The organism is Leifsonia sp. 466MF, from assembly GCF_900100265.1.
Taxonomy (GTDB): domain Bacteria; phylum Actinomycetota; class Actinomycetes; order Actinomycetales; family Microbacteriaceae; genus Leifsonia.
This window is the reverse complement of sequence record NZ_LT629696.1, coordinates 3,300,480-3,322,570: the sequence shown is the minus strand read 5'-3', so window position 1 is coordinate 3,322,570 and position 22,091 is coordinate 3,300,480. Positions and strand designations below refer to the sequence as shown.

Genomic DNA, 22,091 nt, shown 5'->3' with positions numbered 1-22,091 from the left:
AGCCCTCATGACATCACTGACGCAGCTGAAGGATCGCCATGCCCTGGTCACGGGCGGCTCGACCGGGATCGGCGCGGCCATCGCCGCGGAGCTCGCACGCAACGGAACCCACCTGGTCCTCGTCGCCCGGGATGCGCGTCAGCTCGAGGTCACGGCCGCCGACCTGCAGACGCGGTTCGGCGTCGCCGTGCTGACGATCGCCGTCGACCTCGCCGAGCCGGGAGCGGTCGCCCACGTACTCGAGGCCGTCGAAGACGCCGGCATCGAGATCGAGCTCCTGGTCAACAGCGCGGGGATGAGCTCGCGGGGGTTCGTGGCGGACTCGGATCCCGTGGTCCTCCGCCGCCTCGTCGAGCTCAACGTCGGTGCGCTGACCGAACTCACCGCATCCGTCGTTGCCGGAATGGTGGAGCGCGGGCGCGGCGCGATCGTGAACGTCGCCAGCACGGGCGCCTACGCTCCCGCGCCCGTCCTGGCCGCATACGCCGCATCGAAGGCCTACGTCCTCTCGTTCACCCAGGCGCTGTGGGCGGAGACGAGGGATGCCGGGGTGCGGGTGGTCGCCGTCAGCCCGGGGCCGACACGGACCCCGATGAACTCCTCGCAGAGGAAGGGGATGCGTCAGCCCGCCCAGGTGGCGCGCACCGTCCTGCGGGCGCTGGAGGGCGCGGGCCCGGCGGTAGTGGATGGCGCCGCGAACGCCGTGACCGTTGCGGCAATCCGGCTGCTTCCTGCCCGTGTCATCACGGCCATCGCCCGACGCGCGATGGGCGCCTAGCCGAGTCCCGCGCTCTACTGCTCTTCCGTGAGGAGCCGGAGTCCGGCGGCAAGCGCGGCACGTTGGCTCTCGTCGAGGGGTGCGAAGAGATCCTCGAGCACGTCCGCGGCGACGCGGTGCCCCGCGCGCAGCGCATCCCTCCCGGCTTCCGTGAGCGAGTGCTCGATGCGTCGCCCGCGGCCGGCGGTGCGCGAGATGAGACCCCGTTCGACCAGGCGGTTCGCCAGAGTGCCGAACGCCTGATCGCTCTGGAAGGTCGTCACCGCGAGGTCGTGGCCGGACGCGCCGGGCATCCGTTCGATGGCTCGCAGCGCGTCCCACTGCACCAGGCTCACGCCGACGTCGCGCAGGGCGGCGTCCATCGTCCGGTGGTTGCGGTACTGCGCGCGCTTGATCGCGAGGCCGAGCTGTTCCAGATCCGTGGTCACGGTGCTACTGTATCAACATTCGTAGATAAACATGTTTAGATAGGCGCATCATGAACCCCTCACTTCCCGAAGATCTGCCCACCCTCCAGGCCGGCGACCCGAGCGGCCGCACCGCGTTGGTGCTCCACGGTGGCGGCGGCCCGCAGACCGTCGCCCCGATCGTCGGCCATCTCGGCGCCACCATGCACGCCTCTGCGCCGACCCATCCGGGCTGGGAGGGAACCGCCCGCCCGGAGGACATCGCGTCGATCCGCGACCTCGCCTCCGCGTACCTGGCGCGTCTCCTCGATGACGGCGAGCACGGCGTCGTCCTGATCGGATCGTCGATCGGCGGGTGGATCGCCCTCGAGATGGCCGTTCAGGCCGCGGCCGACGAACGCTATGCCGGAGTGATCGGCGCGGTGATCGACATCGACGGCGTCGGCGCGGTCGTCGAGGGGGAGCCGGTCGCCGACTTCTTCGCCCTCGACGCCCGCGGGCTGGCCGAGGCCGCGTGGCACGACCCGGACCGCGGATACCGCGACCCGGCCCAGCTCACGGACGAGCAGCGTGCCGTGCAGCTGTCCAACGGCCGGACCATGGCCGCCGTCGCCGGGGTGAGCATGAGCGACCCGACGCTCCTCGATCGGCTCGCGACGATCGACGTTCCGACCCTCGTCGTGTTCGGCGAGAGCGACGGCATCGTCACACCCGCCTACGGCCGTGCGGTCGCCGCCGCGATCCCCGGTGCGGAGTTCGCCGAAGTGCCCGCCGCCGGGCACCTCCCGCACCTCGAGGCGCCGGATGCGACCTGGGCCGTCATCGACCCGTTCCTCGCCCGCGCACGGTGAGACCAGCGATGGTGAGACCGGCGCGAGGGGGAGCCCCGCGCGACGGCAGAGCGCGGCCTAGCCGAGCGCGAGCAGCCAGCGGTTGCCGGTCCCGTCGAGAGTGTCGTGCTCGAAGCGGTCCACGAGCATGGTCACCAGCGCCAGGCCGCGGCCCGATTCGGCGAGGTCCTCCGCCTCCGGCATGGCCGGATCGACCACATCCACATCGGCGGGAGGGGCGTCATCCGTGATGATCGCCTCCAGGCCACCGGTCGTGGTCCGGATGACGAGCTCGACGCGGACCGGACGGTCGTCCTCGCTGTGCGTGACGACGTTCGTCACCACCTCGACGACGGCCAGCTCGAACGCCCCGCGGACCTGCGCGGGGAGGTCCGGCCGCTGCTCCGCGAGCCGCTCGAAGCTCTCGTGGACGCGACCGATCGTCTCCAGGTCGGCCGGCGCCCGGAACGCATCCCGGAACGGCTCAGTCACGGTAGGCGTCGTCCGGCGACGGGTAGACGCGCAGGATGCGGTCGAGGTTGGTCAGCTGCAGCACGCTGGTGACCTGCTCGGTCGCAGCGGCGAGCCGCAGATCGCCACCGGCCGTGCGGGCGGTCTTCAGGCCGCTGATGAGAGCGCCCAGGCCGGAGGAGTCGATGAACTCGACGGCGCTGAGATCGACGGCGACGCGCGCGCTGCCCTCGTCCACGACGCTCTGAACGGCGCGCCGGAGGTCCGGGGCGCTGACGAGGTTGATCCGCCCCTCCACCGCGAGGACGGCGACGCCGTCGTCGCGGAGTGTCGTCGTGATGTTCATCGTGGGGGGTTCTCCTTCCTCGCCGCGTGAGCGGCGGGGCCTCGGTACAGGGCGGCGCGGGGGATGATGCTGAGCACGACCAGGTCGTAGACGACCCACACCGTGTTGACCAGTGTCCCGACGCCGTCGGCCGTCCCCGCGATGACGCGCAGGATTCCGATGATCGCGGCGATGACGAGCAGTGCCATCGCGGTCAGCTGCGGCCAGATCTCGCGCCATGGGATGGGCGCACGGCCGTTGCGCTCCTTCGGCGTCACGACGAAGCCGAGGGGGCGCTTGAACCAGACGTTGGCCGCGGAGGTCCAGCACGCCTTGATCCACAGCGGGAACAGGGCGAGCGCGTACTGCTGGCCGCGCCACGTGCGGATGCCGTGCGCGCCGATCAGGAACATCAGCTGGCTCAGCACGAAGTACGGGATGAAGCGGGCGAAGAAGTCGACGCTCCAGGCGGTCACCGGCATGACGCCCGCCAGCAGGTAGATCGCGGGGGCCGCCAGGTAGACGATCGCGGCGAAGCCGGCCAGGTAGCTCCACATCGTCGCGAAGTACATGAGCCGCTGCCCGGCGTCGAGTCCGCGCTTGAGGAGCGGATTGTCCTTGAGCATGACCTGGAGCGTTCCCTGCGCCCAGCGCAGGCGCTGCTTCAGCATCGTCCCGAGGTCTTCCGGGGCGAGCCCGGTCGCGAGCAGCTCGTGGTGGTAGACGCTGCGCCAGCCGTTGGCGTGCAGCTGCATCGCCGTCGCCATGTCCTCGGTGACGGAGATCGTCGCCATCGGCATGACCGGTTGCGCCTGGTCCGGACGGTCGACGGCGAGGGCCTCGGTGATGCTCTGCACCGACTCGATGGCCCCGAGGGGCGACCAGTCGCGCTCCGCCAGGCGGTCGAGGGCGACCTCGTCGACGACGAACGCCGGCAGCTCGGAGTCGGCCTGGACGGGCAGCTGCGCGATCGCCGCGAGGTCCGCCTCGACCGAGGTCAGGTGGCCGCGCACGGCGGCGCGCGAGACCGCATCCACCTGCTCCCGGAGCCGGAAGGTCACCTCGCCGACGCTCTGTCCGGCGCGCAGGCTCTCGCTCGCCTCGTGCACGTGTCCGCGCAGCTCGCCGACGAGGGCGGCCGCTTCCGGGTCGAGGTGGGAGGCGCGCTCGGTCTTGGTGAGCATCCGCTCGGCGGCGCGCAGGGAGGTGCGCACGGTCCGCTCGACGTCCCGGACGTAGCCGGAGATGCCGAGCTGCATCAGGGCATCGCGGCGCAGCACGGCGTTGGACCCGCAGAAGAAGGCCGCGTTCCAGCCGTCCTTGCCCTGCTGGATGGGTCCGTAGAACAGGGGCGCCTGGTTGCCGAGCAGGTCGGCGTCGTCGACGTTCGAGAAGTACTGGGGCGTCTGCACCAGCGCGACCTTCGGGTCGGCGAAGTGGCCGAGCGTCCGCTCGAGGATCTCCGGCTCGGGGATCTGGTCGGCGTCGAGGATGAGCAGGAACTCGCCGTCCGTCTGGAGCAGGGCGTTGTTGAGGTTGCCGGCCTTGGCGTGCCGGGGCTTGTCGGTCCAGTCCTCGGTGCGCGTGATGTAGCCGACACCCTCCCGGGCGGCGGCGGCGCGCATCTCGGGCCGGTCGCCGTCGTCCAGCACCCAGGTTGTGTGCGGGTACGGGATGCGCCGGGCCGCCGCCGCCGTCGTCATCACCAGGTCGACCGGCTCGTCGTAGGTCGTGATGAACACGTCGACGGTGCCGGCGGCCGGGGCGTCCGGACCGTTGCGGATGCGGATGCGCCACATCGTGAGGGCGAAGAAGAAGGTGTCGACCAGGCTGTACGTCTCGGCGATGACGAGGGGGACGGCGATCCACCACGCCTCCCAGTTGACCGACGCGAGCCACCGCCAGACCACGTAGTTCACGCCCGCGAGGACGGCGAGCAGCGCGACGACGCGCAGCAGCACGGGCCTCACCGGTCGCTCCGTCGCACGACCACGGCCGTCATGTCGTCGATCGGGATGCCTTGCCGGGCAGCGCTGAGGATGCGGGACACCGCACCCGCCGCTGTCGCCGATCCGCGCACGATGGCCTCCAACCGGGTCAGGGCGTGGTCGCCGCCGAGCGCATCGAGGATGCCATCGCTGACGCACAGGAGGGCGTCGCGCGGGCCGAGCTGGATGCGTCCGGGCGTCCGCGGCTCGAACACCGGCAGACCGAGCGGCAGGGATCCGGCGGGAAGCCGCTCGAACCGCCCGGTGTGCCGCACGATGATCGCCAGCCCATGACCGGCGTCGAGGTAGTCGATGGTTCCGTCCGGATGCACGCGGGCGTGGAACAGGGTGACGAACGTCGCCAGCTGGTCGAGGTCCTCCTCGACGACGCGCGAGGCCGCCTCGACGGACGCCTGAAGGTCGGCGAGGTCCATCGCGCTGCGGAGAGCGGTGCGCACGGAGGCGGCGACGATCGCGGCGGCCATTCCCTTGCCCATGACGTCGGCGACCGAGACGCAGAAGTCGTCGTCGACGTCGTACCAGTCGTAGAAGTCGCCGGAGACGCCGCGGGACGGCTCGCACGCGGCAGCGACGTCGAAGCCGGGAGCGCGCGGCTGGCGCCGGGGGAGGAGCCCCTTCTGGGCGATGGCCGCACGGTCCAGTTCGTCGTCGCGGTCGAGCTCGGCCTGCACCCAGTCCGCCAGGTCGCGCAGCACGCGCTCCTGCTCCGGGCTCAGCTCGCGGGGGACGGTGTCCAGCACGCACAGCGTGCCGACGGCGTCGCCGCCGGGGGCGTGAAGCGGCTCGCCCGCATAGAAGCGGAGGTGGGGGTCGCCGAGGACGAACGGGTTCTCACTGAACCGCTCGTCGACGGAGGCATCGCTCACGATGAGGGCGGCATCCTGCCGCACGGTGACATCGCAGAACGCGCCTTCACGCGGCGCCTCGGTGGTGAGGCCCAGCTGCGACTTGCGCCACTGGCGGTTCTGGTCGATGAGCGTGATGCTCACCATGGGCACGTCGAAGAGCTGCTGGGCCAACCGCGTGATGCGATCGAACCGTGCCTCCGGCCCCGAATCGAGGATGCCGAGGCCCGCGAGCGCCCGCTGTCGCCGGAACTCCGCCTGCTGTACCGAGTCCGCGTCGACGACCATGCCCCCATCGTACCGAGCGGTCTACCCCGCGCCAGGCCTGCGGCCGAAGTCGATCGATGTCCGACTTCGGCCGCGGGCCGATCGGCTCAGGCCGTCCAGCCGCCGTCGATCGTCACCGCGGAGCCGGTCATGTAACCCGCGGCGTCGGACGCGATCCACGACACCAGCTCGCCGACGTCGGAGCTGTGGCCGAAGCGGCCGAACGCGGTGAAACCGGCGAGGTAGTCGCCGGCCTCGCCCGAGGCCGGGTTGCCGTCGGTGTCGATCGGGCCCGGCTGGACCACATTGGCGGTGATGCCGCGCGCGGCGAGGTCGCGCGCGAGCCCCTTGGTGAAGCCGACCATCGCGGCCTTCGTGAGCCCGTAGACCGCACCGCCGGTGAAGGGGATCCGCTCGGCGTTGACGCTGCCGATCGTGATGATGCGCCCGCCGTCGGGAAGGCTCTCGAGCGCCGCCTGCGTCGTGTACACGGTGCCGCGCACGTTGAGGTCGATGGTGTGCTCGATGTGCTCGTCCGGCGTCTCGGTGAACGGCTCGAACCATCCGCCTCCCGCGTTGTTGACCAGGATGTCCAGGCCGCCCAGCGCCTGGACGGCGTCGCGGACGCCCTCCCGGGCCGCCGCGGCGTCTCCGTTGTTCGCACGGATGGCGACAGCTGTGCCCCCCGCAGCGGTGATCTCATCGACCAGAGCCGTCGCGCGCTCGGGCGACGACCAATAGGTGATCGCGACCTCGGCCCCGTGGGCGGCGAGCGAGCGGGCGATGCCGGCGCCGATGCCGCGGGAGCCCCCGGTGACGAGGGCTCGCTTGCCGGCGAGGGTGAGGGGCGTGGTCGGTGCTGCGGTGGTGGATGCGGTGCTCATGATGTCCTCCGGTTCTCTGTCCTGGATTCTGTTCCAGTTGGTACAGAAAACCACGGGCTTGCCCGAGTATTCCATCTGAGCGATAATTTTTTCCAGATCAGTACAGAAAGGGGTCGCAGATGACGGTGACGCGCGGGCGCCCCCGGGGATTCGACACCGATGACGCGCTCGACCGCGCGATCGAGGTGTTCTGGCGCCAGGGGTATGAGGGGACGACGCTCGACGATCTGACGGACGCCATGGGCATCAAACGGCCCAGCCTCTATGCGGCCTTCGGCAACAAGGAGGCCACGTTCCGTCGCGCGGTCGAGCGCTACTCAGCGGTGGACATGGCGTATGTCTCCGAGGCGCTGGCCCAGCCGACGGCACGGGCCGTCGCCGAGCACTACCTCCGCAGCAACGTCGTGGCGATCACCCGGCCCGGCAAGCCGGCGGGGTGCCTCTCGGTGCAGGGCGGCCTCGCGGGCAGTCCGGAGGACGAGCGGATCGTGCGCTTCCTCGCCGACAGCAGGGCAGCAGGCGAGCGGAGGTTCGCCGAGCGTTTCCGGCGCGCGCGGTCGGAGGGCGACCTTCCGCCGGGGGAGAGCCCGACCGAGCTCGCGCGCTACCTCTCGACCGTGAGCGCCGGCCTCGCGGTGCAGGCCGCCGCCGGCGCATCCCGCCGCGCGCTGATGGCGGTCGCGGAGCGCGCGCTCCGGGCCTTTCCTGGAGGCTCGGCGTAACGTCGCCGCTTAGGGTTTGACTTAATTTAAGCTCTTGACAAAGGGGCACGGTCCTCGCGATGCTACGTGCGACGGAACGACCAGACGTTCCGCGTACCGATCAAGGAGGATCGTGAAACGATACGTAGTGGCCGCGCTGGTGACAGCCGCGGCCGTGGCGGCGACAGCCGTCCTGCCCGTCACCGCGGCCAACGCCGCGGCTCTCACCGCCACCGACTTCCTGAAGGCCAACGGGAACGTCCTGAAGAAGGCGTCGGGGACCGGATCCACCGTCAACCTCCGCGGAACGAACATCGGCGGCTGGCTCACGCAGGAGGACTGGATGTCCCCGCTCGGCGAGTTCGCGGCCGACCGGACCGGATGGACCGTGACCGCGTCGGCCGGCACCGCCGCGAACGCCCTGGACGGCTCCGGCACCAGCCGCTGGACGACCGGGGCCAACCAGGCCGGCGGGGAGTGGATCCGGCTCGACCTGGGCGCCAACACGCTCTTCAACCGGCTCACCGTCGACAACACGGCCAACGCCGGCCAGTGGCCGCGCGCCCTGAACATCGAGACGTCCACCAACGGCACCACCTGGACGAGCGTCGCGACCCAGGCGGGGACGGACGGCCTGACCACCGTCAAGTTCACTCCGCAGGTCGCCCGGTACGTGCGCGCCACTCAGACCGGCACGGCGGCGACGCCGTGGTCGGTCGGGGAGATCAACCTCTACAGCGACCCGGTGCTCTTCAACGGCACGCACACCGCCACCGCCTCCGCGAGCGCGCCCGGTACCAACGCCCAGATGGTCCTCGACGGAAACACCTCGACGGTGTGGCAGACGGGAGCCGCTCAGGCGCCCGGCCAGAGCCTCACCATCGACCTCGGCCGCAACGTCGACATGGACAAGGTGCTCTTCGACGCCGGCGCGGCCACGGCCAACGACTACCCGCGCATCTACGACGTGTTCACGTCCTACGACAACACCACCTGGACCCAGGTGGCGAGTGGATACGGCTCGAACCGGGTCACGCAGGCGGACTTCCAGGGCAGCAAGAACGGGCGCTACCTCCGGATCGTCTCGAACGGGACGTCCACGCAGTGGTGGTCGGTCGCGGAGGTCGCGATCTCGAGCGGCACCTCCCTCGACCGCGGCGGCTGGTCCGTCGTCTCGTCGGTCGGAGCGACCCCGGCCGCCATGCTCGACGGCAACACCGGGACCCGCTGGGCGACCGGGGCGGCCCAGGCGCCCGGGCAGACCGTGACCGTCGACATGGGCGCACTCGTCACGCTCAACAACGTGACGACGGACACGGCGAAGAACACCACCGATGAGGACGACTGGATGCGCGGCTACAGCCTCCAGCTGTCGCGAGACGGCTCCACCTGGAGCACCGTGGCCTCCGGCGTCGGAACGCGGAAGGCCACCACGATCGGGTTCACGGCCCAGGCCGCGCGCTACGTGCGCCTGACGCAGACCGGATCGGCGGGCAACTGGTGGTCGATCGGCGAGCTCACGGCGGGCCTCTACAACGACGACTACTCGCTGACGAACACGATGACCTCGCGGTTCGGCACGGCGACGACGGCCTCGGTGGTCGGCACGCATCAGGACACCTGGTTCACCGCGACCGACCTGGACAACATCCAGGCCACCGGGATGAACTTCATCCGCGTGCCCATCGGCTGGAACGTGTTCCTCAACCTCGACGGCACGTGGAAGTCGAACCCGTGGACGAAGATCGACTGGGTCGTCAGCCAGGCCGCCTCCCGTGGCATCTACACGCTCATCGACCTGCACACGGTGCCGGGCGGAGGCTGCCCGTGGGGCTCCTGCGGCCGCATCGGTCCGAACCCGAACGGGTTCTGGGGCAGTGCCACCTACCAGAACTGGGTCGAGGACATCTGGAAGAAGATCGCGACGCGCTACAACGGCAACCCCGCCGTCGCGGGATACGACCTCATCAACGAGCCGCTGATCGACTACGGCGAGGACACGGACGACGTGGCCCAGAAGAGCGCGTACTACGACCGCCTCTACGACGCCGTCCGGGCGATCGACGCCGACCACACGATCTTCCTCGGGGCGTTCTTCGGCCTCGACAAGATCGCGCCGCCGTCGACGTACGGCTGGACCAACGTCGCGTACGAGTACCACCCGTACGACATGCCGAACTCGAAGGACTGGACGGCGCAGAACCAGCTCGTGACGAACGAGCTGGGCGGCCTCGCGGCCAAGCTCTCCGACCCCGGGGTTCCGATCCTCTACGGCGAGTACTCGCTGTACTACAACGACGATGTCTGGGCCCGGTTCATGGCCGGTCTGAACGCGTCGAGCGTCTCGTGGTCGAACTGGTCGTACAAGGTCAAAGGCTCTGCCGACGACGGCTTCGCCTACTGGGGTCTCTACTACGACAACCGCAAGCCGGTCCCGGTGATCAACAGCGACGACGCCGCCACGTTCCAGTCGAAGCTGGCCCAGTTCGGAACGTCGAACTTCACCCAGAACACCCGGTTCGTCGGCACGATCGCCAAGTACGCGGGTGGCCTGTCCACCTTCTCGCCGACGGCGATCAGCCACACCGGCTGGACGGCGACCGCCTCCACGACCGCGGCGGGCTCGTCCGCGGCCTCCGGGATCGACGGCGCCAACGGCACCTCGTGGCAGAGCGGGCAGGCGATGGCCGGCGGTGAGTGGTACCGGATCGACATGGGCGCGAACCGCACGGTCGCCATGGTGACCGTGCAGACCGCGAGCGGTTCGAAGTGGGACTACCCGCGCGGCTTCACGGTGGAGACGTCTCTCGACGGCTCCACCTGGTCGACCGCCGCCACCGGAATCGCGTACGGCTGGAAGCGGCCGATCTCGATCGCCCCGACCACCGCGCGCTACATCCGGATCACCCAGACCGGCGTCGCGCCGCAGTGGTGGACCATCGACGAGGTGACCGTCTACTCGTCGTACTGAGAACACGGGGACAAGAGGCCGGCCTGCGGGCCGGCCTCTTGCATCCCTGCTGATCCATGCCTTATTCTAAGACCTAGAGAAAGAACGAAGGAGTTCCATGACTCTCACCGACCCGAGCGGCCTCCCGGTCGACTTCCCCCCGGACTTCCTCTGGGGCGTCGCCACCGCGGCCTATCAGATCGAGGGCGCAGCGGCCGAGGGCGGACGCGGCCCGAGCATCTGGGACACCTTCAGCCACACGCCCGGCCTCACACATCGCGGGGACACGGGTGACATCGCCTGCGACCACTATCACCGGCTCGGCGCCGACCTCGACCTGATCGCGTCGCTCGGCCTCACCGCGTACCGGTTCTCGCTCTCCTGGTCGCGACTCCAGCCGAGCGGGCGCGGCCCGCTCAACCCGGAGGGCGTCGCCTTCTACCGGCGGATGCTGACGGGGCTCGCCGAGCGCGGCATCGGGCCCTTCGTGACCCTCTACCACTGGGATCTGCCGCAGCCGCTGGAGGATCTCGGCGGCTGGCCGGAGCGGGAGACCGCGCTGCGCTTCGAGGAGTTCACCGCCCGCGTCGCCGACGCGCTTGGCGATCTCGCGCAGGACTGGATCACCCTCAACGAGCCGTGGTGCTCCGCCTTCCTCGGTTACGGCTACGGAGCACACGCGCCGGGCCGGCGCGACCTCCGGCTCGCCACCGCGGCCGCACACCACCTCAACCTCGCGCACGGGCTGGCCCTGCGCGCTCTGCGCTCCGCTCTGCCCGGTGCGCGGGTCGGCGTGACGGACATCGTCACCGACATCGTCGCAGGGGAGGGGCCGGACGACGCCGCTGCCGCGGACCGCCTCGACGCCGTGAGCAACCGGGTGTTCCTCGACCCGGTGTACCGCGGGGAGTACGGGGCCGGCGTGCACGCCCTCCTCGATCCTCACGGGCTCGCGGACCTCATCCACGACGGCGACCTCGCGCTCATCTCGGCACCCGTCGACTTCGTCGGCCTCAACCACTACCAGCGTGTGATCGCCACGGCCGACCCGGCCACCCCGTTCGGCGTGCGCGAGACCCCCGCGCAGCCGGCGACCACCTCGTTCGGCTGGTCCGTCATCCCGGACTCGCTGCACGCCGTGCTGCTCCGCATCTCCCGCGAGTACTCCGGCCTGCCGGTCTACATCACCGAGAGCGGCGCCAGCTTCGACGACTACGTCGACCCGGAAGGCGGTGTGGACGACACGGAACGCGTCGCCTACCTCGCCGGCTACTTCGCCGCCGCATCCCGGGCGATCGCCTCCGGCGTCGACCTCCGCGGCTACTTCGTCTGGTCCCTGCTCGACAACTTCGAGTGGGCGGAGGGCTACTCCAAACGGTTCGGCATCGTCTACGTCGACTACCGCACCCAGGAGCGCATCCCCAAGCTCAGCGCCCGCTGGTACCGCGACCTCGTGTCGCAGCACGCCCGTCTCACCACCGCCGACCTCCCATAGCCGGCATCCACCACCCGCACCCACCTGCACACCCCTGCACACCCGAAAGGAAATCTCGATGAAGAGAATGCGCTGGCTCGCCCTGGGCACCGCCGCCCTGGCCGCCGCCACCCTCGCCGGCTGCTCCTCCTCCGGCTCGTCCGGCGACGCGACCGCCGGAAAGGACCTGACCGTCTGGGTCATGGGAGACAGCTCCGCCCACTTCGACGCGCTGGTGAAGCCGTTCGAGGAGAAGAGCGGGATCGACGTCAAGACCGTCGCGATCCCGTGGGACAACGTCGACCAGAAGTTCACGACGGCCGTCGCCTCCGGAGACGGACCGGACGTTGTCCAGATCGGTCTCTCCAAGCTGCGCACCTACGCCGACAGCGGCGCGCTGATGACCCTCGACGACGCCACCCTCGGCGACTACCCGAACCTCGCCGCATCCAACTTCGTCGAGGGCGTCGCCGGCGATGCCACCGCCATCGGAGGGAAGGTCGTCTCGGTGCCCTGGGTGTCCGACACCCGCGTGCTGTTCTACCGCAGCGACATCCTCGGCGCCGCGGGAATCGACGCTCCTCCGGCCACCTGGGACGAACTGCGCGCCGACGCGAAGAAGCTCACCGCGCGCGGCAACGGCTCGTACGGCTACTACATCCCGCAGTGGGACAGCGCCCTCCCCGTCATCATGACGTGGGACCAGGGCGGAGAGATCGTGAACTCGAAGGGCACGATCGACTTCGACTCGCCCGAGTTCGAGAAGGCGGTCGACCTCTACACCGGCCTCTACGCGGACAAGAGCGTTCCCACCAACAGCGACTTCGACCAGACCCAGGGGTTCGTGACCGGCACGACGCCCATGCTGGTGAGCGGACCGTACCTGGCCGCGGCGATCTCGCAGGCGGCTCCCGAGCTCGCCGGCAAGTGGAACGTGACGACGGTCCCGGCGGCCGAGAAGGACACGTCCCTCCTCGCCGGCTCCAACCTCGGCGTCTGGGGCTCCACTAAGAACAAGGCGGGTGCCCTTCAGCTGCTCGACTACCTCTCCCAGCCCGACGTGCAGGTGAAGTGGTACGAGTCCGACGGACAGCTCCCGACGGTCACGAAGGCACTGGAGGACGAGAAGCTCTCCGCCGACCCGATGGTCGCGGTCTACACGAAGCAGCTCGCCTCGTCGCGGCTGCTGCCCCTCGTCCCGAACTGGGACGGTGAGACCGGCAAGGCCCTGCTCGACTCGCTGAACTCCATCGTGCTGACCGGCGCGAATCGCGACGAGACGCTGAAGAACCTGTTCACCACCACCAGCGGAACGTCCGCGAAATGAGACCCGGCGGTGCGCGGTGGCCCCGGTCGCCGCGCACCGCCGACCATGAGGCCATGAAGACCCGACTCGTCCCCTACACGTTCGTCGCCCCGGCGATGCTGCTCCTGATCGCGTTCGGCATCCTGCCGATCGCCGTCGCCCTCCTCGTCAGCTTCACCGACATGAACCTCGCCGGACTCGGCAACTGGTCGCGCATCCAGTTCGTCGGAGGCGACAACTACGCGGCCCTGTTCGCCGATCCCGCCTTCTGGCAGGCGCTGGGAAACACCGCGCTGTTCGCCTTCATCGGCGTGCCCAGTGTGATCGTGCTCTCGCTCCTCATCGCGCTCGCCCTCAACCGGTCGCAGGGGCGGTTCTTCCGTGCGCTGCGCTCCTTCTACTTCGTCCCGGCCATCACGGCCATCGTCGCCGTCGCGCTCGTGTGGGGGTACCTCTACAACACGCAGTTCGGCCTCTTCAACTACCTGCTGTCGCTGGTGGGGCTGCCACCCGTGCCCTGGCTCTCCGACCCGACGGTCGTCAAGTTCTCGGTCGTGCTCGTCGCCGTCTGGCGGGGGCTCGGCCTCAACGTGATCATCTTCCTCGCCGCCCTCCAGGGCGTGCCGAAGGAGTATCTGGAGGCCGCCTCGATCGACGGGGCCTCCGGGGCGCGCCGCACGTGGTCGATCGTAATCCCGCTGCTGCGGTTCGCGATCTTCTTCGTGACCATCACGACCGTGATCGCCTGGCTCCAGTTCTTCGACGAGCCGTTCGTGCTCACCAAGGGCGGCCCGCTCGGCGCCTCCACCTCCATCTCGCTCTTCCTGTACCAGAAGGGCTTCTCGTCGAGCCAGTTCGGCTACGCCAGCGCCGGCTCGGTCGTCCTCGTCGCGATCATCGCGATCATCACCGTCGTCCAGCTGCGTCTGAGGAGATCCGATGTCGACTACTGAGCTGCTCGCCCGCGGAAGCCGCCGGCTCGTCACCGACGGGCCCGGCGACGACGAGCCCGCGGCCGCACCCCGTCGCCGTGTGCGCCGCGGCCGCGTCGGCACCGTGATCATCGGCGCCTTGCTCGCCATCGGCGCATTGGCGACCGCGTTCCCCTTCCTCTGGATGGTGTTCGCGTCGGTCAAGCCGCGCAGCGAATCCGTCGCCTACCCGCCGCAGCTGCTGCCGAAGGAGCCCACCTTCCAGTACTTCGTCCAGCTCTTCACCGAGCTCGACTTCGGCCGGTACCTCCTGAACACGCTGATCATCGTGGTCATCTGCATGCTGGGCCTTCTGCTCATGGCCGCGGCCGGCTACGGGTTCGCGAAGTTCCGCTTCCCCGGGCGGGACGCGCTGTTCTTCCTCGTGCTGGTCACCATGATGATCCCGGGCCAGGTCACCATGATCCCGAGCTACCTCATCCTCAACGGGATGAAACTGACCAACACCCTGGTCGGCATCGCCCTGCCGATGCTCGTCTCGGGCTTCGCGGTCTTCCTCTTCCGGCAGTTCATGGCGACCATCCCCACCGAGATCGTCGAGGCGGCCCGGATGGACGGGGCGGGGGAGTGGCGCATCTTCTTCCGCATCATCCTGCCGATGTCCGGCCCCATCCTCGCGGTGCAGGTCGTTCTCACCTTCATCGCCGGCTGGAACAGCTTCCTCTGGCCGCTGATCATCGCCAACGACCAGAACCTCTACACGCTCTCCGTCGGGCTCTCGCTGCTCAACCAGCAGATCGCCACCAACCCGTCGCTGCAGATGGCCGCCTCCACGCTGATGGTCGTTCCGATCCTGATCGTCTTCGTCGTCTTCCAGCGCTACGTGGTGCAGGGCTTCGCCCTCTCCGGACTCAAGTGACCCACCCGAACCGATGAGGAACACCATGGACTCTTCCCTCCGCCCCCGCCCGGCCGGCTTCGTGCGCGCCGAGGGGACCCAGCTGGTCGACGACTCCGGCCCCCTCCTGCTCCGCGGGGTGGGGCTCGGCAACTGGCTGCTGGCCGAGGGGTACATGTGGCGGTTCGGCGACGAAATGTCCTCCCCGCGTCAGATCGAGGCGCGCATCGAAGCCCTGGTCGGCAGCGAGCGGGCGGGGGCGTTCTGGCGACGCTTCCGGGACTCGTTCGTGACGGAGCGGGACTTCGCGCTCATCGCCGAGCGGGGGTTCGACCACGTCCGGCTCCCGATCAACGCCCGCGGCGTGATGGACGACGACGGCGGACTCCGGGAGGGGGGCTTCGAGCTGATCGAGCGCGCGGTGCGCTGGAGCGAGCAGCACGGCCTGCGCATCCTGCTTGACCTGCACGGGGCGCCCGGCGGTCAGACCGGCACCAACATCGACGACTCTCCGAACGGTCTGCCCGAGCTGTTCATGTCGCCTCGCTACCGCGCGCAGACCGTGGAGCTGTGGCGTGAGCTCGCGCGCCGGTATCGCGACCGGGAGGCGGTGCTCGGCTATGACCTGCTCAACGAGCCGCTCCCGAACGAGTGGCAGCACCGCTACAACGACGAGCTCGTCGACCTCTACCGCGAGCTGACGGCGGCGATCCGCGCGATCGACGACCGGCACCTGCTGATGTACGAAGGGAGCCACTGGGCGACGAACCCGGAGCCCGTGCGCCATCGCTTCGACGACAATCAGGCGGTCCAGTTCCACCGCTACTGGTGCCCGCCCGACGAGACCAGCATCGCCGATTTCCTGCAGCTGCGGAACGATCTCGGCGTTCCGATCTACATGGGCGAGGGCGGGGAGAACACCCCCGGCTGGATCTACGCGGCCACCCGCCTGTACGAGCGGCACGGCATCGGCTGGAACTTCTGGCCGTGGAAGAAGCTCGACACGCTCACCTCTCCGCTGTCCGTCCGGCCGCCCGAGGGATGGGACCGGATCGCCGACCCGGCCGAGCATCCCGAACCCGAGGAGGCAGCGCGCACCCTCGATGCGTTCCTCGCGTCCGTGCCGGCGGATCGCTGCGACGTGCGCACACCGGTGCTGGACGCGCTCTTCGCGCGTCCCGACCTGCACCTCCCGGCCTGGACCGGCGTCCGGGACGCGGCCGAGACGCCCATCGACGACCTCACTCCGTCCGTGGTGCCGGACGGCATCTGGCATCACACCGCCGGGCGACCGTACGCCCACGACGAGTACGTGCCGGTGGAGTTGCATCCCGGCTCCCGGCTCTCCTTCGGGTTCTCGGCACCGCCGCGATCGTGGACCGTGGATGCCGACCGGCCGCACGCCGTCACCGCCAGCTGGGACGACGGCGCGCTCATCCTCGCGGTCGCCGAGCGCGTGCTGGTGCGCAGACTCGAGGTCAGCGTATGACGGGATATCGTCGAGCCATGAGCGCACAGTCACGGCCCGCGGCACCCGGCATCCGGGAGTCCGCCACCGTGACGTCACTGCGCCATCAGAACCGTGCCGCCGCGCTGCGGTTCGTGCTGCAGCAGCGCGAGACCACGCGCGCCGAACTGGCCCGCCGGTGCGGCTTCTCCTCGGCCTCGGCCGCGAACATCACCGCCGAGCTGATCGAGGACGGCCTGATCGCCGAGGTCGGCTCTGTCGCATCCCGGGGCGGGCGCCCCATCTCGCTCCTCGCACCGCGCGCCGACGGCGCGTACGCCATCGGGGTGGACGTCGGAGAGCGTGGCGTCGCCGTCGAGCTGTTCGACCTCTCGCTCACGATGGTCGACCGCGAGTTCCGCGGCGGCCGGCGGGAGGAATCGCCCGACGACATCCACCGCGACCTGAGCGAGGCGATCGCCGAGCTGCGGGAGCGCAACCGCGAGCGCTGGCCGCGCGTCCTCGGCATCGGGCTGGGCCTTCCCGGCGTGGTGGAGACGGAGGCCGACGGCACCCAGGTGCTGTACGCCCAGAGCCTCGGCTGGGCGCCCCGGCCGATCCCGCTCGACCTCGACCCCGACCTCCCCGTCTACGCGGAGAACGGAGCCAAGACGCAGGCGCGAGCCGAGCTCTGGTACGGCGCGGCGCGGGGCATCGACCATGCCGTCGTCGCTCTCCTCGGCCGTGGCGTCGGTCTCGGCGTGATCACGGACGGCGAGCTGGCGCACGGCGCGCACAGCAGCGCCGGCGAATGGGGCCACACCAAGATCCGCTACGGCGGCGCGCTCTGCCGCTGCGGTCAGCTCGGCTGCGTGGAGGCGTACCTCGGCGCCGACGCCATCCTCGAGGCGTGGCGCGCCCGCGGCGGCTCCTTCGACGGCAGCGGCTGGCAGGCTCTCGGCGCGCTTCTGGCGGCGGCGGCCTCCTCGGACCCGGACGCGACGGCCGTGCTGGACGACACGATCGACGCGCTCGGAGCCGCGCTCGGCAGCGTGGTGAACCTGACCAACCCGCAGCGCGTGGTCATCGGCGGCTGGGTCGGGATGCGCCTGATGGAGCAGCATGCGGACCAGATCGCGGCGGCAGTGCGCCGGAACTGCCTGGACCGCCTCGGCGCCCAGTTCGAGCTCGTGCCGGCGACCTTCGGCGGCGACACGGTCGCCCTCGGCTCCGCGCTCATGCCGATCACCGCGCTGATCGACACTCCGCGGGCGGAGCTCTTCGCGAGCTGAGCGCCTCCTCCGGCCGCCGGGGCGCCGGCGACGGCTGCGATATGCGAAAGCATGTAACGGGGACGCCACTGATCTCGCAGCACCCTCCTGTATCGAGCAGGTGAACGGGACACCAACAATGGATCAACCCCGCTCACGCCGCTGAGATGCCACGAAGGAGGAGCGCAGTGACGACCACCGACACCTTCGTCCCCGCCGACGACGACACACTCGACGTGGCGACTCCCGCGGACGCGCCGAGCGCGGGACCACGCTCCCGCCGCGTGCGGGGCTCGGGTCGTCGGACCGCGACAGGCCTCCTCCTGCTCGCCCCCGCGATCGTCGCGGTGCTCGGCCTCGCCATCATCCCGATCGTCATCGTCGCCCGCAACTCGTTCGCCGAGAGCAACCTGTACGGCGGGATCACCGGCGGATTCACCTGGGCCAACTACGCGCAGCTGGTCGATCCGGCCTACGCCAAGGTGCTCGGATACAGCCTCGGGATGGCCGCGATCAACACCGTCGTGTGCCTGGTGATCGGCTACATCGTCTCGTACTACATCGTCTCGCGGCCGCCGCAGCGCCAGTCCCTGCTCCTGCTGCTCATCATCGTGCCGTTCTGGACGGACTTCCTGGTGCGCACGTTCGCCTGGATCTCGGTGCTCGGCCGCGGCGGTCCCGTCTACGGCGTGCTCGGAGCGCTGGGCGTCGACACGGGGAGCCTCTCGCTCATCCCGAGCCAGGGCGCCGTGGTCATGGGGCTGCTGTACGCGTTCCTCCCGACGGCGATCTTCCCGATCTACGCCAGCATGCGGGCGATCGACCCCTCGGTGAAAGAGGCAGCGGCCGACCTGGGCTGCGGGTGGTGGCAGACCCACCTGCGCGTGCTGATCCCGCTCAGCAGCACCGGGATCGTCGCCGCGGCGATGCTCACGTTCGTCCCCACCCTGGGCGTCTTCGTCATCCCCGTGCTCCTCGGCGGCGGCAAGGACCAGCTCGTCGGGAACCTGATCGTCACCCTCTACACGGAGTTCCGCAACCAGCCGATGGGCGCGGCGGTCTCCATGGTGCTCCTCGTGCTGATGCTGCTCGCCATGGTGGTCGCCGGTCTCATCGCGCGACGCGGACGGAAGAAGGTCGCCTGATGGATCGCGTCACCTCCTGGATCGCCCGCATCGTCCTGGTGTTCCTCTACATCCCGATCGTCGCCGTGATCGTGTACTCGTTCAACTCGGCGTCCGGCGGGTACCAGTGGAAGGGATTCACCCTCCAGTGGTACGGCCAGCTCTTCAGCGACGGCGCCCTGCTCCAGACCCTCCTCATCAGCGTGATCGTCGGCGTCCTCGCCGCATCCGTCGCCACCGTGATCGGCCTGCTCGCCGCCATCGGGATGGTGCGCTTCCCGTTCCGCGGGTCGGCCGCGATCCTCGGCGCGATCGCCCTTCCGCTGATCGTGCCCGAGATCGTGCTCGGCGTCGCCCTGCTCAGCGTCTTCAGCTTCCTCCACGTCCCGCTCGGCATCCTCACGCTGGTCCTCGGCCACATGATCATCACCCTGCCGCTGACCACGCTCATTCTGATCGGCGCCTTCCGCACCCTCGACCCGAGCCTCATCGAGGCCGCCGCCGACCTGGGCTGCACGCCGTGGCGCACCTTCACGCGGGTCCTCTTCCCGCTTCTGCGCTCCTCGATCCTCGCGTCGTGGCTGCTCGCCTTCACCGTCTCGCTCGGCAACATCGTGATCTCCACCTTCGTCAGCGGAGTGGGATCCACGACCATGCCGCTGCGCGTCTACTCGCTGCTCAAGTCCGGACTCACCCCGGAGCTGAACGCGCTCGGGACGCTCCTGATCGTGCTCACGTTCGTGGTCGTCCTCTCCGTCGGCATCCAACAGATGCGACGCATCCTCGCGAGCCCATCCGGCGCCGCCGCACTACCCGACACCAGCACCACCTCCATCCGCACCCGCTAGCCCTCACCCCCGCACCCCCCCAGAACGGGAGAACCCTCATGAAGCGCACCTCCGCCCTCATCGCGGTCGCCGCGGTCGCAGCACTCGGCCTCACCGCCTGCTCGTCCGGCTCCGGCGGCTCGTCCTCGGCGCCCTCCACCCAGCTCAACATCTACGCGTGGGCCGACGAGATCCCGAAGTCCGTGATCTCGGCCTTCGAGAAGAAGACCGGCATCAAGGTCACCATCGACACGTTCGACGCCAACGAGACGATGATCTCCAAGCTCGCGGCCGGCGGATCCGGTTACGACATCGTCGAGCCCAGCCAGTACGCGGTGCAACAGCTGGTCGGCCAGGAGCTGGTCGAGAAGCTGGACCACTCCAAGATCACCGGGCTCGACAACCTCGGCAAGAAGTTCGCGGACCCCAGCTACGACAAGGGCAACGAGTACAGCGTCCCGTGGATCTGGGGCACCACCGGGCTCGCCTACAACCAGGCGTGCACCGGGAAGGCCGTGGACAGCTGGGACGCCCTGTGGGACCCGGCGTACAAGGGCAAGATCTACATGCTCGACAACATGCTGAGCGCATACATCCCTGCCCTGCAGTACAAGGGCCTGAAGGCGACGACCACCAGTGAGAAGGACATCGAGAAGGGCACCCAGGCGCTGCTCGACCAGAAGCCCCTGCTGGCGGGATACAACTCCTCCAACTACTCCGACCTGCTCGCGTCCGGAGACGCCTGCGTCGCGGAGGCGTACGGCGGCAGCGCGATCGCGAAGGTGACGGCCGCGAACCCCGACGTCAAGTTCGTCATCCCGAAGGAGGGCGGCACCCTGTGGGTCGACGGTTTCTCGATCGCCAAGGACGCCCCGCACGCCGACGCGGCGTACAAGTGGCTGAACTTCACCCTCCAGCCGGAGATCGCGGCCATGGCCACGAACGACGGCGGCAGCGCCTCGGTGAACGAGGCGGCCAAGGCCCACATCACCGACAAGGCGCTCCTCGAGAACGTCGCCGTGTACCCGACGGACGAACAGCTCGCCAAGAGCGAGTTCATCGTCGACCCCGGCAAGGCGCTCGCCTACTTCCAGCAGGGCTGGACGAAGGTCAAGGCCTCCTGAGGCCAGGCCGCCGACACCACACGGACGACACCACGAGGACGACACCATGACCACGCCCGCCAGCCCGACCGTCACCGCCCCGACACTCGCGGGAGCGGCGGACCGGAAGACTCCGGCCATCCGTCTCACCGGCGTCACGAAGACGTTCGGGAGCACGACCGTCGTGCAGCCCGTCGACCTGACGATCGGGGACAACGAGTTCTTCTCGATCCTCGGTCCGTCGGGATGCGGCAAGACGACGCTGATGCGGATGATCGCCGGCTTCGAGGCGCCGACCGGCGGCTCGATCGAGCTGGCGGGCCGGTCAGTGGAGTCGCTCCCCACCCGCAAGCGCGACCTCAACATGCTGTTCCAGAGCTATGCGCTGTTCCCGCACCTCTCGGTGCGGGACAACATCGGCTTCGAGCTGAAGGTGCGCGGTCGCAAGCGCTTCCCCGACCGGGAGGACGCGGTGGATGCCGCACTCGCCCTGGTGCGGATGGAGCGCTTCGCCGACCGCAAGCCGAACGAGCTGTCCGGCGGCCAGCGGCAGCGCGTCGCGCTGGCTCGCGCCATCGTCTCTCGACCCGCCGTCGTGCTCCTCGACGAGCCGCTCGGCGCCCTCGACCAGCAGCTCCGGAAGGAGATGCAGGTCGAGCTCAAGCGGATGCAGCGCGAGGTCGGGATCACGTTCGTCTACGTGACCCACGACCAGGAGGAGGCGCTGACGATGTCCGACCGGATCGCCGTGATGTCGGAGGGACGCGTCCAGCAGGTGGATGCGCCCCGCGCCATCTACGACCGGCCGGCGAACCGCTTCGTCGCCGGCTTCATCGGCACGTGCAACCTCTTCGATGCCGTCTATCACGGCACTCCGGCCGGGGCGACGGTCGACATCGCCGGTCTCGGAATCGTGCCGGCCCGCACCGACGCGGCGGGACCGGGCGCCGAGGTGACCGTGGCCGTCCGTCCCGAGCGCGTCGCCCTGCGCTCCGGCACGGAGCCGTCGCCGGCCGGCAGCGGCGCGGTCGCGGCGACGCTCCTCGACGCGGTCTTCCTCGGCGACGAGTGGCGCTACATCGTCCGCGCCGAGCAGGGCGCCGAGCTGGTCGTCACGCGGCCGAGTGGCCCGGGCGACGACGCACTCACCCGGCTGGTGCCCGGCGACGCGGTCACCGTCTCCTGGCACGCGGACGACGCCCACATCCTCGCCGCTTGAGCGCGCGAACCCCGCTCCTCCTC

Annotated in this window: 20 protein-coding genes; 14 read left to right on the top strand and 6 right to left on the bottom strand. The window is 69.7% G+C overall.

Annotated elements, in window-relative coordinates:
• The first annotated feature begins 7 nt into the window (after positions 1–7).
• Positions 8–778 carry an SDR family NAD(P)-dependent oxidoreductase gene (locus BLR91_RS15810; RefSeq protein ID WP_089880323.1) on the top strand — a complete coding sequence of 257 codons (771 nt, stop codon included), beginning with the start codon at positions 8–10 and terminating at the stop codon, positions 776–778.
• A 14-nt stretch (positions 779–792) separates the two neighbouring features.
• Here the strand turns inward: BLR91_RS15810 and BLR91_RS15805 are convergent, their stop codons facing one another.
• Positions 793–1,206, bottom strand: a complete 414-nt coding sequence (locus BLR91_RS15805; protein WP_089880326.1) for a MarR family winged helix-turn-helix transcriptional regulator — start codon at positions 1,204–1,206, stop codon at positions 793–795.
• Between the two features lie 50 nt (positions 1,207–1,256).
• Between BLR91_RS15805 and BLR91_RS15800 the strand changes: the two genes are divergently transcribed.
• Positions 1,257–2,036: an alpha/beta fold hydrolase gene (locus tag BLR91_RS15800; protein ID WP_089880329.1), complete on the top strand. Its 780-nt coding sequence runs from the start codon at positions 1,257–1,259 to the stop codon at positions 2,034–2,036.
• A 57-nt stretch (positions 2,037–2,093) separates the two neighbouring features.
• Here the strand turns inward: BLR91_RS15800 and BLR91_RS15795 are convergent, their stop codons facing one another.
• From BLR91_RS15795 to BLR91_RS15775, 5 genes are all read right to left on the bottom strand, one after another.
• Positions 2,094–2,507, bottom strand: a complete 414-nt coding sequence (locus BLR91_RS15795; protein WP_089880332.1) for an ATP-binding protein — start codon at positions 2,505–2,507, stop codon at positions 2,094–2,096.
• Positions 2,500–2,832 (bottom strand): STAS domain-containing protein, encoded by a 333-nt coding sequence (locus BLR91_RS15790; protein WP_018189541.1) that lies wholly within the window; start codon positions 2,830–2,832, stop codon positions 2,500–2,502. Before BLR91_RS15790 ends, BLR91_RS15795 begins: the two co-directional genes overlap by 8 nt.
• Positions 2,829–4,781 carry a glycosyltransferase family 2 protein gene (locus tag BLR91_RS15785; protein ID WP_089880334.1) on the bottom strand — a complete coding sequence of 651 codons (1,953 nt, stop codon included), beginning with the start codon at positions 4,779–4,781 and terminating at the stop codon, positions 2,829–2,831. The genes BLR91_RS15790 and BLR91_RS15785 overlap by 4 nt, the downstream gene beginning before the upstream one ends.
• Positions 4,778–5,953, bottom strand: coding sequence for a PP2C family protein-serine/threonine phosphatase (locus tag BLR91_RS15780; protein WP_089880336.1), 1,176 nt, complete (start codon positions 5,951–5,953; stop codon positions 4,778–4,780). Before BLR91_RS15780 ends, BLR91_RS15785 begins: the two co-directional genes overlap by 4 nt.
• Before the next feature lie 86 nt (positions 5,954–6,039).
• On the bottom strand, positions 6,040–6,816 hold the full coding sequence (locus BLR91_RS15775; protein WP_089880339.1) for an SDR family NAD(P)-dependent oxidoreductase: 777 nt from the start codon (positions 6,814–6,816) through the stop codon (positions 6,040–6,042).
• 119 nt (positions 6,817–6,935) lie between these two features.
• On the opposite strand from BLR91_RS15775, the gene BLR91_RS15770 reads away from it, so the two are divergent.
• The 12 genes from BLR91_RS15770 (at position 6,936) to BLR91_RS15715 (ending at position 22,068) form a co-directional block, all read left to right on the top strand.
• Positions 6,936–7,538, top strand: coding sequence for a TetR/AcrR family transcriptional regulator (locus BLR91_RS15770; protein WP_089880343.1), 603 nt, complete (start codon positions 6,936–6,938; stop codon positions 7,536–7,538).
• A 112-nt stretch (positions 7,539–7,650) separates the two neighbouring features.
• Positions 7,651–10,488 (top strand): discoidin domain-containing protein, encoded by a 2,838-nt coding sequence (locus tag BLR91_RS15765; protein WP_231918952.1) that lies wholly within the window; start codon positions 7,651–7,653, stop codon positions 10,486–10,488.
• 97 nt (positions 10,489–10,585) lie between these two features.
• Entirely contained in the window at positions 10,586–11,962 is a 1,377-nt protein-coding gene (locus BLR91_RS15760) for a GH1 family beta-glucosidase (RefSeq protein WP_089880351.1), read from the top strand.
• A gap of 58 nt (positions 11,963–12,020) precedes the next feature.
• Positions 12,021–13,268 (top strand): extracellular solute-binding protein, encoded by a 1,248-nt coding sequence (locus tag BLR91_RS15755; RefSeq protein ID WP_269457361.1) that lies wholly within the window; start codon positions 12,021–12,023, stop codon positions 13,266–13,268.
• A gap of 53 nt (positions 13,269–13,321) precedes the next feature.
• Positions 13,322–14,200, top strand: a complete 879-nt coding sequence (locus BLR91_RS15750; RefSeq protein ID WP_018189549.1) for a carbohydrate ABC transporter permease — start codon at positions 13,322–13,324, stop codon at positions 14,198–14,200.
• Positions 14,187–15,098 (top strand): carbohydrate ABC transporter permease, encoded by a 912-nt coding sequence (locus tag BLR91_RS15745; RefSeq protein ID WP_089880356.1) that lies wholly within the window; start codon positions 14,187–14,189, stop codon positions 15,096–15,098. Before BLR91_RS15750 ends, BLR91_RS15745 begins: the two co-directional genes overlap by 14 nt.
• Positions 15,099–15,123: 25 nt before the next feature.
• Complete coding sequence (locus tag BLR91_RS15740; protein WP_089880359.1) at positions 15,124–16,566, top strand: glycoside hydrolase family 5 protein; 1,443 nt, start codon at positions 15,124–15,126, stop codon at positions 16,564–16,566.
• 17 nt (positions 16,567–16,583) lie between these two features.
• Positions 16,584–17,816: an ROK family transcriptional regulator gene (locus BLR91_RS15735; protein WP_089880362.1), complete on the top strand. Its 1,233-nt coding sequence runs from the start codon at positions 16,584–16,586 to the stop codon at positions 17,814–17,816.
• Positions 17,817–17,983: 167 nt separating this feature from the next.
• Positions 17,984–18,940, top strand: a complete 957-nt coding sequence (locus BLR91_RS15730) for an ABC transporter permease (RefSeq protein WP_018189553.1) — start codon at positions 17,984–17,986, stop codon at positions 18,938–18,940.
• Positions 18,940–19,767 (top strand): ABC transporter permease, encoded by an 828-nt coding sequence (locus BLR91_RS15725; protein WP_089880365.1) that lies wholly within the window; start codon positions 18,940–18,942, stop codon positions 19,765–19,767. The genes BLR91_RS15730 and BLR91_RS15725 overlap by 1 nt, the downstream gene beginning before the upstream one ends.
• Before the next feature lie 38 nt (positions 19,768–19,805).
• On the top strand, positions 19,806–20,870 hold the full coding sequence (locus tag BLR91_RS15720; protein WP_089880369.1) for an ABC transporter substrate-binding protein: 1,065 nt from the start codon (positions 19,806–19,808) through the stop codon (positions 20,868–20,870).
• Positions 20,871–20,916: 46 nt separating this feature from the next.
• Positions 20,917–22,068 (top strand): ABC transporter ATP-binding protein, encoded by a 1,152-nt coding sequence (locus BLR91_RS15715; protein WP_089880372.1) that lies wholly within the window; start codon positions 20,917–20,919, stop codon positions 22,066–22,068.
• Positions 22,069–22,091: the final 23 nt, after the last annotated feature.

What these genes read in the sequence shown, in the direction of transcription:
- BLR91_RS15810 (WP_089880323.1), top strand. Translation starts at nt 8, where the DNA reads ATGACATCACTGACGCAGCTGAAGGATCGCCATGCCCTGGTCACGGGC.
- BLR91_RS15755 (WP_269457361.1), top strand. Translation starts at nt 12,021, where the DNA reads ATGAAGAGAATGCGCTGGCTCGCCCTGGGCACCGCCGCCCTGGCCGCC.
- BLR91_RS15800 (WP_089880329.1), top strand. Translation starts at nt 1,257, where the DNA reads ATGAACCCCTCACTTCCCGAAGATCTGCCCACCCTCCAGGCCGGCGAC.
- BLR91_RS15735 (WP_089880362.1), top strand. Translation starts at nt 16,584, where the DNA reads ATGAGCGCACAGTCACGGCCCGCGGCACCCGGCATCCGGGAGTCCGCC.
- BLR91_RS15760 (WP_089880351.1), top strand. Translation starts at nt 10,586, where the DNA reads ATGACTCTCACCGACCCGAGCGGCCTCCCGGTCGACTTCCCCCCGGAC.
- BLR91_RS15715 (WP_089880372.1), top strand. Translation starts at nt 20,917, where the DNA reads ATGACCACGCCCGCCAGCCCGACCGTCACCGCCCCGACACTCGCGGGA.
- BLR91_RS15720 (WP_089880369.1), top strand. Translation starts at nt 19,806, where the DNA reads ATGAAGCGCACCTCCGCCCTCATCGCGGTCGCCGCGGTCGCAGCACTC.
- BLR91_RS15770 (WP_089880343.1), top strand. Translation starts at nt 6,936, where the DNA reads ATGACGGTGACGCGCGGGCGCCCCCGGGGATTCGACACCGATGACGCG.
- BLR91_RS15725 (WP_089880365.1), top strand. Translation starts at nt 18,940, where the DNA reads ATGGATCGCGTCACCTCCTGGATCGCCCGCATCGTCCTGGTGTTCCTC.
- BLR91_RS15745 (WP_089880356.1), top strand. Translation starts at nt 14,187, where the DNA reads ATGTCGACTACTGAGCTGCTCGCCCGCGGAAGCCGCCGGCTCGTCACC.
- BLR91_RS15780 (WP_089880336.1), bottom strand. Translation starts at nt 5,953, where the DNA reads ATGGTCGTCGACGCGGACTCGGTACAGCAGGCGGAGTTCCGGCGACAG.
- BLR91_RS15750 (WP_018189549.1), top strand. Translation starts at nt 13,322, where the DNA reads ATGAAGACCCGACTCGTCCCCTACACGTTCGTCGCCCCGGCGATGCTG.
- BLR91_RS15790 (WP_018189541.1), bottom strand. Translation starts at nt 2,832, where the DNA reads ATGAACATCACGACGACACTCCGCGACGACGGCGTCGCCGTCCTCGCG.
- BLR91_RS15740 (WP_089880359.1), top strand. Translation starts at nt 15,124, where the DNA reads ATGGACTCTTCCCTCCGCCCCCGCCCGGCCGGCTTCGTGCGCGCCGAG.
- BLR91_RS15775 (WP_089880339.1), bottom strand. Translation starts at nt 6,816, where the DNA reads ATGAGCACCGCATCCACCACCGCAGCACCGACCACGCCCCTCACCCTC.